The 15,225-nt window shown below is 67.1% G+C and carries 13 protein-coding genes and 1 tRNA gene; 1 reads left to right on the plus strand and 13 read right to left on the minus strand.

From position 1 onward, the window contains the following. Nucleotides 1-93: 93 nt before the first annotated feature. From OIE68_RS30125 to OIE68_RS30145, 5 genes are all read right to left on the minus strand, one after another. A tRNA-Thr gene (locus tag OIE68_RS30125) sits at nt 94-169 on the minus strand. Between the two features lie 63 nt (nt 170-232). Further along, the gene (locus tag OIE68_RS30130; protein ID WP_327094409.1) at nt 233-1,438 is read right to left on the minus strand and encodes a DNA polymerase III subunit delta'; all 1,206 of its coding nucleotides are present in this window, start codon (nt 1,436-1,438) and stop codon (nt 233-235) included. 59 nt (nt 1,439-1,497) lie between these two features. Then, the gene (locus OIE68_RS30135; protein ID WP_327094410.1) at nt 1,498-2,001 is read right to left on the minus strand and encodes a DinB family protein; all 504 of its coding nucleotides are present in this window, start codon (nt 1,999-2,001) and stop codon (nt 1,498-1,500) included. A 66-nt stretch (nt 2,002-2,067) separates the two neighbouring features. Further along, nucleotides 2,068-4,866, minus strand: coding sequence for a type I DNA topoisomerase (topA, locus tag OIE68_RS30140; protein ID WP_327101858.1), 2,799 nt, complete (start codon nt 4,864-4,866; stop codon nt 2,068-2,070). Nucleotides 4,867-5,220: 354 nt separating this feature from the next. Further along, on the minus strand, nt 5,221-5,427 hold the full coding sequence (locus OIE68_RS30145; protein ID WP_011206895.1) for a cold-shock protein: 207 nt from the start codon (nt 5,425-5,427) through the stop codon (nt 5,221-5,223). 499 nt (nt 5,428-5,926) lie between these two features. Here OIE68_RS30145 and OIE68_RS30150 point away from each other — a divergent pair, with 499 nt between their 5' ends. Then, nucleotides 5,927-8,245, plus strand: a complete 2,319-nt coding sequence (locus OIE68_RS30150; RefSeq protein ID WP_327094411.1) for a DEAD/DEAH box helicase — start codon at nt 5,927-5,929, stop codon at nt 8,243-8,245. Nucleotides 8,246-8,577: 332 nt separating this feature from the next. Here OIE68_RS30150 and OIE68_RS30155 read toward each other — a convergent pair whose 3' ends face one another. From OIE68_RS30155 to ssd, 8 genes are all read right to left on the minus strand, one after another. Continuing rightward, nucleotides 8,578-9,285, minus strand: a complete 708-nt coding sequence (locus tag OIE68_RS30155; RefSeq protein ID WP_327101859.1) for an Rv3654c family TadE-like protein — start codon at nt 9,283-9,285, stop codon at nt 8,578-8,580. Nucleotides 9,286-9,335: 50 nt separating this feature from the next. After that, nucleotides 9,336-9,650 (minus strand): TadE family type IV pilus minor pilin, encoded by a 315-nt coding sequence (locus tag OIE68_RS30160; protein ID WP_327094412.1) that lies wholly within the window; start codon nt 9,648-9,650, stop codon nt 9,336-9,338. Nucleotides 9,651-9,712: 62 nt separating this feature from the next. Then, on the minus strand, nt 9,713-9,898 hold the full coding sequence (locus OIE68_RS30165) for a DUF4244 domain-containing protein (protein ID WP_329414237.1): 186 nt from the start codon (nt 9,896-9,898) through the stop codon (nt 9,713-9,715). An 840-nt stretch (nt 9,899-10,738) separates the two neighbouring features. After that, complete coding sequence (locus OIE68_RS30170) at nt 10,739-11,347, minus strand: type II secretion system F family protein (protein ID WP_419150576.1); 609 nt, start codon at nt 11,345-11,347, stop codon at nt 10,739-10,741. A 50-nt stretch (nt 11,348-11,397) separates the two neighbouring features. Beyond that, the gene (locus tag OIE68_RS30175) at nt 11,398-12,189 is read right to left on the minus strand and encodes a type II secretion system F family protein (protein WP_327094414.1); all 792 of its coding nucleotides are present in this window, start codon (nt 12,187-12,189) and stop codon (nt 11,398-11,400) included. Between the two features lie 208 nt (nt 12,190-12,397). After that, on the minus strand, nt 12,398-13,585 hold the full coding sequence (locus OIE68_RS30180; RefSeq protein WP_327094415.1) for a TadA family conjugal transfer-associated ATPase: 1,188 nt from the start codon (nt 13,583-13,585) through the stop codon (nt 12,398-12,400). Next, complete coding sequence (locus OIE68_RS30185) at nt 13,582-13,857, minus strand: hypothetical protein (protein WP_327094416.1); 276 nt, start codon at nt 13,855-13,857, stop codon at nt 13,582-13,584. Before OIE68_RS30185 ends, OIE68_RS30180 begins: the two co-directional genes overlap by 4 nt. Then, complete coding sequence (ssd, locus tag OIE68_RS30190) at nt 13,854-14,963, minus strand: septum site-determining protein Ssd (protein ID WP_327094417.1); 1,110 nt, start codon at nt 14,961-14,963, stop codon at nt 13,854-13,856. Before ssd ends, OIE68_RS30185 begins: the two co-directional genes overlap by 4 nt. Nucleotides 14,964-15,225 lie beyond the last annotated feature (262 nt).

Raw genomic sequence — 15,225 nt, forward strand, 5'->3', positions numbered from 1 at the left:
AACGAGGAGGCGTTTTACGGGGAACTTCTCCCGAGCGTTGGCACACTTGGGTGCCAACCACCGGTTCCGAAACCATCAAAACATCCTCTGACCTGGAGCCGCCTGGGGGAATCGAACCCCCGACCTTTTCATTACGAGTGAAGCGCTCTACCGACTGAGCTAAGGCGGCGTGCCTTTCGGCCACGCGAGTCTATCGTCCCGACGGTCGGATCGCGAAAACGGGTGGTAGCGGTCACGCGGTTTGGGCGGAGATGAGGGTGGCGACCATGGCGGCGAGGGCGAAGCGAGGTTTGACGTTGATGTCGAGGGCCTCGCGGCAGGCGAGGACGGCTTCGATGGAGCGGAGCAGGCCCTCGGGGCGGACGCGGTCGGCGAGGTCGTGGATCTGGTCGGACATATCGGGGTGGGTGAGGGTGACGCCGGAACCGTTGCGGGCGGCACCGAAGCGGACAGCCAGAGCGTCACGGTAGACGCCGGCGACGTCGATGAGCGCGCGGTCCAGGGCATCTCGGCCGGTGCGGGTGGCACGGGATTTCTGCCTGCGCTCCAGGTCCTTGAGCACACCGGCCGAACCTCGGGTCGCGCCGGCGGCGCCCTTACCGGTGCCGCCCGCGCCCATTGCGGTCGCCAGTTCTTCGCGCTCACGTTCGTCGCGGGCCGCACTCATCTGCTTGGCCTCATCGTCGGCGGATTTCACCAATTCATCCGCGGCGGCATACGCGGCACCCGGCCGCGAAACCGCGCCCACCAACGCCAGCGCCCGCTGCCGACGAGCACGCGCCTCCTCATCGGTGGCCAACCGCCGAGCCCGCCCGACATGACCGCCGCTCACCGATGCCGCCCAGGTGGCGGTCTTCTCATCGAGCTTGTCGCGCTCGCGCAGCACCCGCGCGATGGCGGGCACCGAGGGCGTCACCAGATGTACATGCCGACAGCGCGACCGCAGCGTCACGGAGATGTCCTCCGGATCCACCGATGGCGCGCACAGCAGGAATACCGTCCGATCCGGTGGCTCCTCGACCACCTTCAACAGCACATTGCCCGCCGCCTCGGTCAACCGGTCGGCGTCCTCGATCAGCACCACCTGCCATCGACCGGTACTCGGCCGACGCGAGGCGATCTGCACGATCTCGCGCATCTCCTTGGTGCTGATGCTCAGCCCTTCCGGAATCACCCGCCGCACGTCGCCGTGCGTTCCGGCCATCGTGGTCGTGCACGCATGGCACCGACCACATCCGGGCTCCCCTTCGTCCGTGCACTGCAACGCGGCCGCAAAGCACAGCGCCGCAACGGATCTCCCCGATCCGGGCGGGCCGGTGAACAGCCACGAATGCGTCATCGCGCCATTGCCGGTCCCCCCGCGCGCGGCGACCGCGGCCGCCCGCAATTCGGACTCGACCGCATCCTGCCCAACCAGCCGATCGAAGACACCCGCCACGCGCTACACCCTAGCCGCCCCCTCCGACAGCCCTGCCCGGACGGCCGAACGGATCCGAATCAAGCTCGCTGGTAGGTGGTATTAGCACCGTCGAGCGCCTCCCGAAGGATGTCGGCGTGCCCACTATGGTGGGTGATCTCGCGCAACACGTGCAGCAGCGTGAACCGCACGGTCCACCACACGCGGTCGGGCGTCCACGGTGTCGTCGGAGTCGGGATGGACGTGCTCAGATCCGGCTCGGTGCGAATCAGCTTCGCGGTCGCCTCCGCCACCTCGTCCCAGGTGGCCAGCAGTCCCGCAACGGTATCGTCGGGCGCCATCACATATTCACCCTCGAATTCGGCCAGTTCCTGCTTCGCCGTCTCATCGCGCTCGACGATGACCTTTGTCCAGTGCCGCTCGCAGTTGACGACATGGTGCAGCAGTCCACCGAGCGTCAACTCGCTGACGGTTGTGCGCTGCCGTGCCTGCTGCTCGTCGAGACCACGCAGGGTGATTCGAAACAGCTCGCGCTGACTGTCGAGTGCGAGGATGAGATCTTCGCGTTCCTGATCGATGGCCATGGCGGTCCCCTTCTCGTTCGAGCTTCGATACCGGGGCGAGGCTACGGCAAGGCGCCGACGAAACCGTCAGGACTTCTTCGCGGCCGTTTTCTTGGCGGTGGTTTTCTTGGCGGCGGTCTTCTTCGCCGCCGTCGCCTTCTTGGCCGGAGTTTTCTTTGCCGCCGCCTTCTTTGCCGTCTTCTTCACCGGACCACGCGCGCGCCGATCGGCGAGCAGTTCCGAGGCCCGCTCATCGGTGATCGAATCGACCTCGTCGCCCTTGCGCAGGCTGGCATTGGTCTCACCGTCGGTGACGTACGGACCGAAACGCCCGTCCTTGATCACCATCGGCTTACCGGTGGCCGAATCGTTCCCGAGCTCGCGCAACGCCGCAGCACTGGCGGCCTGGCGTCCGCGCCGCTTGGGCTCGGCGTAGATCTTGAGCGCCTCGTCCAGCGTCACGGTGAAGATCTGGTCTTCGTTGACCAGCGAACGAGAATCGGTGCCCTTCTTCAGATATGGGCCGTAGCGCCCGTTCTGCGCGGTGATCTCCTCACCGGAAGCCGGGTCGGCGCCGACAACGCGCGGCAGCGACAACAACTTCAGCGCATCGTCGAGCGTAATCGTCGCCAGATCCATATCTTTGAACAGCGATCCGGTCCGCGGCTTAGGTGCCGCAGCCTTTTTCGCGGTCTTTTTCGCGGGCGCGGGCCCGTCCTCGGCCGCGGGCTCCGGCAGGATCTCGGTGACGTACGGCCCGAAACGTCCTTCCTTGGCGACGATTTCGTGTCCCGTCGCCGGATCGGTACCCAGCGTGCGTCCCTCCTGCGGTGTCGAGAAAAGCTTCTCGGCGACGTCGGGGGTCAGCTCGTCCGGCGGCAGATCATCGGGCAGATTCGCCCGCTGCGAAATCGAATCCCCTTCCGGGTCATCGGGATTGGCGACCATCCGCTCCAGATACGGCCCGAATCGACCGACCCGAACCACGACGTCGCGACCCTCGCCATCGACGAACAGCTTGATCGAATTGACCTCGCGGGCATCGATATCATCGAGCCGCTCACCGACCATCCGCTTCAGACCGCCGGAGCGCGCGACCGAACCCTCGACACCGTGATCGCCACCGAAATAGAAGCTGGACAACCAATTTCCGCGCTGCTCACGCCCGCCGGCGATGGCGTCGAGATCGTCCTCCATCGCGGCGGTGAAGTCGAAGTCGACCAGCCGACCGAAGTATGCCTCCAGCAAACCGACCACCGCGAAGGCGACCCACGACGGCACCAGCGCACTGCCGCGCTTATACACATATCCGCGGTCGAGAATCGTCTTGATGATCGACGAATACGTCGAAGGTCGACCGATGCCGAGGTCTTCGAGCGTCTTGATCAACGAGGCCTCGGTATACCGCGCGGGCGGATTCGTGCTGTGCCCGTCGGGATTCAGCTCCACCGCCGTGACGCGCTCGCCCTCGTCGAGCGCGGGCAGCCGGGATTCGGCGTCGTCGGACTGACCGCCCGCCTCCTCGTCGACACTCTCGACGTAGGCCTTGAGGAAGCCCGGGAAGGTGATGGTCCGACCGGAGGCCGAGAACACGCATTCCTCGCCGGTCCCGGCGACACCGGTGATCCGCAGCGTCAACGTAGTGCCCCTGGCATCGGCCATCTGCGAGGCGACCGTGCGCTGCCAGATCAGTTCGTAGAGCCGGAACTCGTCATTGTCCAGCCGCGCATGCAATTGGCCCGGGGTCGCGAAGGTATCGCCCGCCGGGCGGATCGCCTCGTGCGCCTCCTGCGCGTTCTTCACCTTGCGGGTGTACTGCCGCGGCGTCGGGTGCACATATTCCGCGCCGTACAGCTGGGTCGCCTGCGACCTGGCCGCGGCGATCGCCGACTCCGACAGCGTGGTCGAGTCGGTACGCATGTAAGTGATGTAGCCGTTCTCGTACAGCCGCTGCGCGACCCGCATGGTCCGCTCGGCATTGAACCGCAGCTTGCGGCCCGCCTCCTGCTGCAGCGTCGAGGTCATGAACGGCGCGTACGGCTTACGCGTATATGGCTTGGCCTCCGCTGACGAGACCACCAGATCGGCGCCCTCGAGCGCCTCGGCGAGGCGGCGGGCATACGGCTCGTCGAGTACGACCACGCCATTGCCCTTGAGCTGCCCGTCCGGTCCGAAGTCCCGGCCGGTGGCGACCCTGGTCCCGTCGACGCTGACCAGTCGCGCCCCGAAGGTCCGCGGATTGGTGGCATCGCCGTTTTCCCCGCCCGCATCCAGCTTCGCCGCGATATCCCAGTACTCGGCCGAGCGGAATGCCATCCGCTCGCGCTCGCGCTGCACGATCACCCTGGTCGCGACCGACTGCACCCGGCCCGCCGACAGCCGCGGCATGACCTTCTTCCACAGCACCGGGCTGACCTCGTAGCCGTACAACCGGTCCAGGATGCGCCGGGTTTCCTGCGCATCGACCAGATCGTTGTCCAGATCGCGGGTATCGGCCGCGGCGGCCAGAATGGCGGGCTCGGTGATCTCGTGGAACACCATGCGTCGCACCGGCACCTTGGGCTTCAACGTCTCCAACAGGTGCCAGGCGATCGCCTCGCCCTCACGGTCGGGGTCGGTGGCGAGGTAGAGCTCGTCGGCATCGGCCAGCAGACTCTTGAGCTCGGAAACCTTGGCCTTCTTATCCGGACTCACCACATAGATGGGTTCGAAGTCGTTGTCGACGTCGACGCCGAGGCGCGCCCAGGACTGGCCCTTGTACTTGGCGGGCACGTCCGCCGCACCGCGCGGCAGGTCCCGGATATGACCGACAGAGGCCTCGACCGTGTAATTGCGGCCCAGATAGGGCGCAATTTTGCGGGCCTTGGTCGGGGACTCGACGATCACGAGACGACGCAGGGGACGGCCCTGGTCGGCTGCACCGCGGTCTCGTGTTGCCACCGGCGAATACACCTTTCCTTATCGACCCGCGCGGCGCTTTTTCGCGCTGTGCGCGGCTGGGGCAAGCGGCGGCGACGGGGAGTGACGTTGCCACCAGACACGTTTATACCTTGACGCGACGTGTGGCCGAGCGCTTGCGACTCGAACCACAGAGCGTACCTGCGTCGCTGGTGATCAGTATGCAGTGCCCGTCGCGATACGACCGCACCGCAGGTACGCGTCGGTTTTGTCTTACCCCAGATATAGCTCGTCCCTCACCTCCGTTACCGGTGGTGAGGGACGAGCGAATTGTTTCGACGCTCAGCTGAGCGCACGAACTCCGGTGGCCTGTGGGCCCTTGGTGCCCTGGCCAACTTCGAACTCGACCTTCTGGTTCTCCTCGAGGGTGCGGAAGCCCGACCCTTGGATCTCGGAGTAGTGGACGAAGACGTCGGCGGAGCCGTCCTCGGGCGCGATGAAGCCGAACCCCTTCTCCGCGTTGAACCACTTCACAGTTCCCTGTGCCATTCTGTTCCTTCTCTTTTCTTACCGGAACGGCGGACAAGTAGGTTCATCCACCGGGTCCGTTCCGACCGATGTACTGTTGGTTCCCCCTGCAGGAAAGCACCAAGCACATCGTTCGCAACATCGATCCTGCTGACGGTTTGGACTTTGGATCCGTCCCTCGAACACAGAAGCTTGCGACCAGGAACTAGTGAACCATGTCTTCGAGCAATTCAACAGTCGAGTTACCGACAATTTGCAAAAAAGTTGATCTTGCGAATGCGCAGGTGAGGGACACAATGCCAGAATCCAGACTTGTGGTTCGTTTGCTTACGGATAACCGAGCCAGTGTCTGGCAAACAGCCTGTGACCCAGGTCGCTATTTGGTATCGAAATGGCAGGCACGGCTTCCCAAGCGCACACGTTTCACACTTTCTGCGCGTGTCGCGGAGCCCGAGTCGTGAATCCGACCGAACCGCTAACTCCGCCACGCGCCAGCAACGGCCGAAGTTACGGGGCATCGTTGCTGAATCGTGTCCTTGATGCGGCGCCCGAGGACGACCCCCGCCTCACCCATGTCGTCGAGCTCGCCGCACGGCCCGCAGCCACGACTACCTGGCCAGATTGGGCCGCGCCCGACGTCGTCGCCGCGCTGCGAGCCGCCGGAGTCGAGGCGCCGTGGACTCATCAGACCAGCACCGCGGACCTCGCCGCGGGCGGCAGGCACGTTGTCGTCAGCACCGGTACAGCATCCGGGAAATCGCTCGGCTACCAACTACCGGTGCTCACCGCATTGCGCGAAGATCCACTCGCCACTGCCCTTTATCTGGCGCCGACCAAGGCATTGGGTGCTGACCAGCTTCGGGCAATAGCGGAATTGACGCATGAGGGGCCGTTGCGGGATGTCCATCCGGCCACATACGACGGGGACACACCGGCCGAGGTCAGGCAGTGGGTGCGGGCGAATGCCCGCTTGATCCTCACCAATCCGGACATGCTGCACGTCGGCATGCTGCGCTCACATCAGCGCTGGGCCAGGGTGTTGCGCAGGCTGCGCTATGTGGTGGTCGACGAATGCCACGCCTACCGGGGCGTATTCGGCTCGCATGTGGCGCTGGTGCTGCGCAGGCTGCGGCGGATCGCGGCACATTACGGCGCGGATCCCGTATTCATACTGTGCTCGGCCACCACCGCCGAGCCCGCGGCTGCGGCATCCCGGCTGATCGGCGCGCCCTGCGTTGCGGTCACCGAAGACGGATCGCCGCAGGGCTCGCGCACCATCGCACTATGGGAGCCGCCGCTGTTGACCACCCTGACCGGCGAAAACGGTGCGCCGGTTCGGCGATCCGCGACGTCGGAGGCGGCGAGGATCATGGCCGATCTGGTGGTCGAAGGCGCGCGCACGCTCGCATTCGTCAGGTCGCGGCGGGCCGCCGAGCTGACCGCGATCGAGGCGCGCAGGCTCCTCGCCGACGTCGATCCAGAGCTCAGCAAACGAGTCGCCGCCTACCGGGCAGGTTATCTCGCGGAGGATCGGCGCGAACTGGAGGCCGCGCTGTCGGACGGGTCGCTGCTGGGGGCTGCCACTACGAATGCGCTCGAGCTCGGCGTCGATATAGCGGGGCTGGATGCGGTCGTGATCTCGGGTTTTCCGGGTACGGTCGCCTCGTTCTGGCAGCAGGCCGGGCGCGCGGGCCGGCGCACGCAGGGATCGCTGGTGCTGCTGGTGGCCAGAGACGATCCGCTGGACACCTTCCTGGTCCACCACCCTGAGGCGCTGCTGGACAAGCCGATCGAGGCCACCATCACCGATCCGCACAACCCCTATGTACTGGGTCCGCAATTGCTGTGCGCGGCGCTGGAACTGCCGCTCACCGACAATGAGGTCGATGAGCTCGGGGCGGGTGAGGTGCTCACCGATCTCGCAGGTCAGGGGTTGATTCGACGCCGGAACGGTGCGGTGCGCGACGGTAGCGCGCGCTGGTTCGCGACGGCCGAGGCGCAGCCGCACGATGCCGTCGACGTGCGCGGTGGCATCGGCACACCCATTGCCATCGTGGATGGCGAGACCGGCAGATTGCTCGGCACGGCCGATGCTGGGAGAGCGCGGGCGACGCTACACGAAGGGGCCGTTCACCTGCATCAAGGCGATACCTATCTGGTCGATGAGCTGGATCTCGAGGGCGGAGTGGCCTTCGTGCGAAGCACCGATCCCGGTTGGACCACCAGCGCCAGACAGGTCACCTCCATCGCCGTCGACGCAGTGACCGAGCAGCGCCGCCACGGCCGAGTGACGACCGCATTGGCGCAGGTCAGCGTCACCAGCCAGGTGATCGGGTATCTGCGCACGCTGCGCACCGGCGAAGTGTTGGACCTGGTCGAGCTGGATATGCCGGAGCAGACGCTGCCGACCCGCGCGGTGCTGTACACGGTGACACCCGAACTGCTCGCCGCGGCAGGCCTGGATACGCCACGGGTGCCGGGTGCGCTGCACGCCGCCGAACATGCGGCGATCGGCCTATTGCCGCTGGTCGCGACGTGTGACCGGTGGGATATCGGCGGCGTTTCAACCGCCGACCATCCGGATACCGGGCTGCCGACAGTGTTCGTCTATGACGGGCAGCCCGGTGGTGCGGGCTTCGCCGAACGCGGGTTCGCGCAGCTACGTCGCTGGTTGTCGGCGACGCTCGCGGTGATCGAGACGTGCACCTGCGCGGTCGGGTGCCCGTCCTGCGTGCAGTCGCCCAAGTGCGGCAATGGCAACCATCCGCTGGACAAGGCCGGTGCGGCCCGCCTGCTGGCCGCGGTTCTGGGCGAATTGGCCGCCGGTACGGGCAACTGAACAGCGCGGCGAAGGCGCCGCGCCCGATTCGTGACAGCGCCGACCTCCGAACGTGATCGCTTGTCCACCTTTCCGGATGGTCACCAGGGGTTATAGGCGCATGTCGCCGTGCCTCGCCCTGCGATGCCGAGCGCGTCGGACCGTCGAATAAAGAGGATTAGATTCATGTTAACTGAGGTATTGCCACGGACGTTACCGCCCGACGTGCAGATTCATTCGATTGCGTTCTGCGGTTACTAAGTAAATGAGGCAATGGCGTATTTATTCGAGCATCGCAATTACCGAATTCCGGCATCGTGAAAGTACCACTGGCGAGTGTAAGTACGTACCGGTCACGCTCCGACTTCTACAGGTCCGGCACGAGCAACCGCGCGAACAGTCCGCTTTCCTAACAGACCCATTGGTACATTCTCTTCAACAGTGACAGTCGCATCCCACTGCACGACTTCACACTGCTGAATCCGCACTCCCATCCGTTGCGCGATCTCCGCCGCTTCCGTACATCCGACATCGGCCCCGCGCGCGAGTTCCCCCGCCGCCGCCAATGCCGCCAAATCCGCCGCAGCCTGCGCCCGGTGCCGCGCCACAACAACCGCCCCAACCTGAGCGATCAATAGCGTCGCGCCGATCAGCGCAGCCAGCGCCAGACAGGCGAACGCCGTCGCGACACCCTCGTCCCGCCGCACCGTGACGCCACGCCGGGCTGCACCACCCAGCGCAAAGACACTGCGCCCATTGGCGGCTCGGCGGCCTCCGGATGCAAATGCTCGGCACACGCGGCCGACTAGGCCGTCCGTGGCCCGCCGCGGGGATGCGCAAGGTCCGTGCGCATCGCCCAACGCGAACGCGATGTACCAACGGGCGAGGCGACTGGCCCCGATGGCGCAGCGGGCACGTGTGGTTCGCCCGTCGGCGATGTCGCTTCGGTTGTGGTCGCCTCGTTGGCAGGGTGGGCTGTTCGGCGGAGCCGCTTCTACTGCTCGGTCACTGGGCATCCTTACTGCCGCGGTTCGGTCGCGCGGCACGTCGCTGTCTTTCATCTGTGTTGCGCCCGGTGGCACGTCGCGGTCCGTTGGTCGGCCGTTGTTGGTCACGGCTCGGCTCCTGGCTCGCGGGTGGCGACAGCCTCGGCGTGCAGGACCAGTAAGGGCAGCAGGGGTGCGCGGGCGGAGACCGCCGCGACTACCCGGTCGCCCTCACTGCGCAGCGAGATGTCGGCGGTCGGCGGAGCTACCCGCCGCGCCGCCGACACCGCATTCGCTTGATCCCCGCGGGCAGCCAACCGGGCCGCTTCGCGAGCGGCGTCGACACAGCGCACCTGCGTCGACGCCGCGAGCAAGGCACCGACGCACAGCACCACCGCAAACACGATGGCAACGAGCGCGATCGCCGCCTCAACCGTCACCGCACCCCGATCGTCACCGAGATGCGTTGCACCACAGTAGTTTAATCGACAACTACCCTCCGCTACACCGCGGTGTTCAACGCCTTGTCGATGATCTTCGTCAGCGCGTTCACAATGCTGTCCCCGGTAACCACCCCATAGAGCACGGCCCCGAACGCCGCAGCCGCAATAGTCCCGATCGCATACTCCGCCGTACTCATCCCGTCGTCCGCGACCAGCACCCGCAGCACCCGAGCCCGAATCTCCATGCCAACGGCCCCCAGCCGAAGCACCACCCGATCCCGCATCATCCCCATTCGCACTGTATTCCCCTCTCATTCCCGCCTGCGCGGCCACTCCGCGCCGACACACTCTTCCCCGCCGTGCGCACCCCGGCACCGCGGCGCGCAGCCCACCCCTCCCGAGCAAAGCACTCGGCAGCTCAGCAACGGCACCTTCAACGCCGCCGCGTTCGACAGCCCCGTGCGCCCCCCGCACCGGGGCGACAATGTCCCGCGTGGCTACTCCGCGCCCATATGCTCTTCCCGGCCGCGCACGCCCCAGCACCGCACCACACACCTCGACGCTCCCGAGCGCAGCATTTGGTAGCTCAGCAACAGCACCGTTGGCAGAGCCGTGATCGACAGCGCCCCGCGCGGCCGTCTCCAGCCCGACAAAGTCCGGCGCGATCGCGCCCAGGTGGGTACTGCTCCGAGTGGGCGTCCCCATCCCGGCACTGCGCGGCGTGATCGTCCATAGCTCAACACCGGTCCGAGCAGCGGTCCCAAACCCGACTATGCCCGGCGGAGGCGTCCCCGGATCGGCGTTGTTTCGCACGGCAGTTCCCGGCTGCGGCAGGCTCGCACCAGTCCGCCTCCGAGGACGCGGCCGATGACGACGATGTCGGTACAGACGAAGGCCGATAGGTAGCAGAGCAGTGCCCCGCTCAGCACGGCTGGGCTCTGTAGATCCCAGCTCGGTAGCGCACCGTGCTGCGCTGTCTGTGGCAGCAGAACTGTCGGAACCGGCAGCGCCTCGCTCGGTCGTTCGTAGCTCCGTCGTTCGCGAACCCGTCGCTCGTGATGCAGTACTTCCCTGCGCTGTAGTTCTCACAGCAGTCCGCCTCCGAGGACGCGGCCGGCGAGGCCGACTACTACGGGGACGATGCCGAGGCAGACGAAGGCTGGGAGGAAGCAGAGGCCTAAGGGGCCGCCTATGAGGACTCCGGCGCGTTCGGCGCGGGCGGCGGCCGCATCTTCGACTCCGCTGCGGCGCTGTTCTGCCAGTTCGCCGATGGCGCTGGCGAGCGAGGCGCCGGAGCGGGCGGAGCGCCGGGCCATGCGTGCCAGTGAGTCGACCTCCTCGGCACCCGGTTGGTCTGCGCCGTCGCGCGCCACCTGATCCCAGGCGGTTGCCGCGTCCGCACCCAGTGCCAGCAGGTCGGCTGCCTTGCGTAATGCCGCGCCCAGGGCTGGCGGCGCGCTCGGTGCCACCGCGCGGGCTGCAGATGCCATCGGCAATCCGGCTCGTAGGCAGGCGGCCAGCAGGTCGAATATCGAGGCTATGGCCAGCGGATCGCTGTTGGTGCCGCGTGGAGATGACGGGGCGACCGGCTGTGGGCCCGCCTCTCGCAGCGTCCGCAATCGCCGATTCACCGCAACTCGTCCGGGCAGCACGAACAATGCCATTGCGAGCAAAAGCACTGGTGCACTGGACATTCCAGCCATACGCAAACCCTTCGAAACTGTGTATAACCAGCAGATTTGATTCATACGAAGACCTTTCGCGTGATCGCGTCGGTCCACAGCAAGCCGATACACGCCAATGCCGCGCCGAGTGGTAGCAGCACAGTTCCGGCACCCGGGCTCAGCAGCACGTGCAGTGGAGCGGCACCCATCAGTTGTCCCAGGCCGATACCGAGGAGCGGTAGGCCCGCCAAGACCGCCGCTGTGGCGCGAGCACCGGCCAGTGCGGCTGTGATGCGCGTGCGAAAACGGATGCGCCCCAATAGGTCCGCGCGAGCGGCCGAGAGCAGCTCCGCCAGAGCGAGACCGTGGTGCTCGGCAACCTGCCACGCGTCGGCGATCCTGGCGAGTTCCGCATCGACGATCGAATCGGAATCGCGCAACCCGTCCGCGCCGGAACCACCGAGTCTGCTGCGCGCCGCGCTCACCGCGAAGACGCGTGCGGCCTCCCCGCGCGACTCCTGCGCGGCAACCTCCGCCGCCGCACTCGGATGCGCACCCACCCGCAGCTCCCCGATCACCGCCTCGAGCGCGTCCAACAGATAAGCGCACTCCGCACTGCGCCGCCGTTCCCGCCTCGCCCACCGCACCCGAATACCGACCGTTCCCCCAACCAACACCGCCGCAACCAGCGGACCGATTCCAACGGCCAACGCCCCCACGATGACAACACCGATCGCCACCCGAAACCCACTGCCCCGACCGAGCGTTCGGACATCGCCTGATGCCGTGAACAGGCTGGTGAACCGCCGCCGCGAACTCGGCGGCGGCGCCAGCAAAATCCCGATCGCCAGACACACCAATCCCGCGATCATCGACCGAGCCGTTCGCCGACCAGGCACCGCGACGGTGCCATCCGACCAGCAATTCCCGAGTGCACCGCTGCCGCGATCAGGCTGGACCGCAACGCTGCCGGAGTCGCGTCCACAAGGAGCACCGGCACCGCATCCGACGACGGGGCCGCAAGCACGCGCGACAACGAAGCCGTCCGGGTTATGAGCGCTGTGCGCTGCATTCCCGCATTCACCGGTCGAGCCGTTCGTCGAGGAGGCGAATGAGGGTGGGGGCGGCCGGGGTGGGGGCTTGGTCGGAGTGCCAGGCGGCGGTTATGGTGACGCGGCCTTGGGGGTCGCGGTCTACGATGCCGATTTCGCGGAGGCCACGGGAGCCGTCGGCTCGGCGGTGGACGTGCAGCACTACCTGGACTGCTGCGGCGAGTTGGCTGTGGAGGGCGGCTCGGTCCATACCGCCCAGTGCGGCAAGGGCTTCCAGACGGGCGGGGACCTCGCGTGGTGAGTTCGCGTGGACCGTGCCCGCGCCGCCGTCGTGGCCGGTGTTCAGGGCGGTCAGGAGGTCGACTACCTCCGCGCCACGAACTTCGCCGACGACGATTCGGTCGGGGCGCATTCGCAGGGCCTGCCGGACAAGATCGCGGACGGTTACCGCGCCGACGCCCTCTACGTTCGCGGTGCGCGCGACCAGGCGCACGACGTGGGGATGTGGGGGTGCCAGTTCGGCGGCGTCTTCGACGCAGATGATGCGTTCGTCGGCGGCGACCTTGGCCAGTAGGCCGGACAAGAGCGTTGTCTTGCCCGCGCCGGTTCCACCGACCACCAGGAAGGCGAGTCTGGCCCGAATGATCTGCTCCAGTAGAAGTTTCGCGTCGGCGGGTACCGCGCCCGCCGCGGCGAGCGCATCCAGTCCCTGTGTCGCCGGACGCAGCACGCGTAGCGACAGGCAGGTGCCGCCGTGTGCCACCGGCTCCAAGACCGCGTGCAGCCGGACTCCGAACGAATCCCCCAGTGCCGCTTCCCTTCCGGATAACCGGCCGTCGACCCACGGTTGTGCGTCGTCGAGCCGCCGCCCGGCCGACAGCGCCAACCGCTGTGCCAAGCGGCGCACCGCAGCCTCATCCGGAAAGGCGACCGAGGTTCGTTCCAGCCCACGGCCCCGGTCGATCCACACCGCATCCGGCGCAGTCACCAACACATCGGCGACCCGGGGATCCTGCAGCAGCGGCTCCAACAGCCCCGCTCCGGTCATCTCGGTCTGCAACAGCCGCAATGCCCGCAGCAGATCGGTATCACCGAGTACACCACCGGCCTCGGCTCGGATAGCAGCCGCCACCTGCGCCGGATCCGGATCTCCCGACGCACCGGACAGCCGTTCCCGCACCCGATCCATCAACTCCGACGTAACCAACGCACTCACCGCGAACCCCTCCCAACCGAAGCGGCAAGAACCTGCCGCAACGTCCGGCGCATCGCCCACGCACTCGAAGCCGCAGATCGCCCAGCACCGAGCACCTCATCCGACAGCGCAGATCGCCCCATGCCGAGCACCGTCGGGACAGCGCACGCGGCGTTCCGATACCGCTGCAGCAGCTCGTATTCCATCGGCGCACGCGCCCCACCACGGCGCACCGGATTCTCACGCACCGCCGCGCGGACCCGAAACGACGGCTGGGACGTCGACGCACTCATCGCAGCGCCTTCCCGGCCGGAGCGCTGAGCACCCCGAGCACTGCGTCCGCAGCGTCGCGGAGAGGCCCGCGGCGCAAAGTAAGCCCGCCGCGTTCGAGGCGGGCGGCCAGTCCGGGTTGGGTTCGGACGGCGGCTAGGAGGGGGAGGTCGAGGACCTCGGCGACCTCCGGGCCGCGGAGTCCGCCGGGTGCCGGGCCGCGGACTACCAAGCCCTGGTTGGGATTTCGCTTACCGATATGAGCGGCGACCGATTCGGCGGCGGCTACGGCGCGCAGGCGGGCGGGGACGACCAGGACGACGAGGTCGGCCGCGTCGAGTATCTGGTCGGCGTGGGGGCCGCGTTCGCCCGAGATGTCGCATATCACCAAATCGCCTGCGGCACGGCCCGCTTCGATGACGGCGCGGACGGCGGCAGCGCCGATTTCGGCGGGCAAGCGTCCGGCACCGCCGCGGCCGCAGGACAGCACCGCCAGTCCCGGGACGGCTGCCGGCAGTGCGCTGTGCAGTGCGGCGGCCGACACCCGACCGTCCTCGATCACCAGATCCGGCCAGCGCAGTCCGGCCCTGGTTTCGATGCCGAGCAGCAGGTCGAGACCGCCGCCGAGGGGTGCGCCGTCGACGAGCACGGTGTCGCGCCGGAACCGCTCGGCGGCGGATCGCAGTCCGGTCGCCGCGGCCAATGTAGAGGCGCCCGCACCGCCGCTCGCACCCGCGATCGCGACGACAACACCGTCACCCACGCGATATTCGCCGTGCTCAGCAAACTTCTCGATAAGTCCGACCGCGGCACCGGGCAGCGCGATGACACGCTCGGCACCGACAGCCGCGGCGGCCTGCCAATCGGTCAATCCGGGCTCCCCGTCTGTCACCAACACGATGCCGATCCGTCGGAGGTAACCGGCCCGTGCACAGCTCTCGGCCGCCCCCGTGTCGAGGATCACCAGAGGTGCCGCCACCCAGGCGTGCCGACCGACAGAGAGCGCGCGCTCGTCGAGCGCGCGCTCTGCGGCCGCCGCGACCCGGCGCACCTCATCGCGCAGCCGGGTGTCCTGGATGAGCACGAGCGCGGGCGGCGGTGTGAGTGCCGGGGCGGCTTCGAGATTCATGCAGGTCAGCGTGCTCGAAGACGAAGCCGAGCAGAAGATGCAATATGCCGAATGTGGATAACTCGGGGGGTGTGGATAAATCCGGAGGCCCGAAACCGGGGAAACCTACCCCGAAATAGAGGACGGCCCCAGCCGGGGGGGGAGGAGGCTGGGGCCGTCGGGTTCAGCCCCGGGGGGTCGGGCTGAACGCGCCTGGACTATGTCCAGGTGCCAGCAATACTACACCCAAGCCCGGGCCACAACGCAAGTCTGTATTCGGAGA

Origin of the sequence: Nocardia vinacea (assembly GCF_035920345.1) — a bacterium.
Taxonomy (GTDB): Bacteria; Actinomycetota; Actinomycetes; order Mycobacteriales; family Mycobacteriaceae; genus Nocardia; species Nocardia vinacea_A.

What these genes read in the sequence shown, in the direction of transcription:
- OIE68_RS30135 (WP_327094410.1), bottom strand. Translation starts at nt 2,001, where the DNA reads ATGGCCATCGATCAGGAACGCGAAGATCTCATCCTCGCACTCGACAGT.
- OIE68_RS30145 (WP_011206895.1), bottom strand. Translation starts at nt 5,427, where the DNA reads ATGGCACAGGGAACTGTGAAGTGGTTCAACGCGGAGAAGGGGTTCGGC.
- OIE68_RS30155 (WP_327101859.1), bottom strand. Translation starts at nt 9,285, where the DNA reads ATGAAAGACAGCGACGTGCCGCGCGACCGAACCGCGGCAGTAAGGATG.
- OIE68_RS30165 (WP_329414237.1), bottom strand. Translation starts at nt 9,898, where the DNA reads ATGGAGATTCGGGCTCGGGTGCTGCGGGTGCTGGTCGCGGACGACGGG.
- OIE68_RS30170 (WP_419150576.1), bottom strand. Translation starts at nt 11,347, where the DNA reads ATGTCCAGTGCACCAGTGCTTTTGCTCGCAATGGCATTGTTCGTGCTG.
- OIE68_RS30175 (WP_327094414.1), bottom strand. Translation starts at nt 12,189, where the DNA reads ATGATCGCGGGATTGGTGTGTCTGGCGATCGGGATTTTGCTGGCGCCG.
- OIE68_RS30185 (WP_327094416.1), bottom strand. Translation starts at nt 13,857, where the DNA reads ATGAGTGCGTCGACGTCCCAGCCGTCGTTTCGGGTCCGCGCGGCGGTG.
- ssd (WP_327094417.1), bottom strand. Translation starts at nt 14,963, where the DNA reads ATGAATCTCGAAGCCGCCCCGGCACTCACACCGCCGCCCGCGCTCGTG.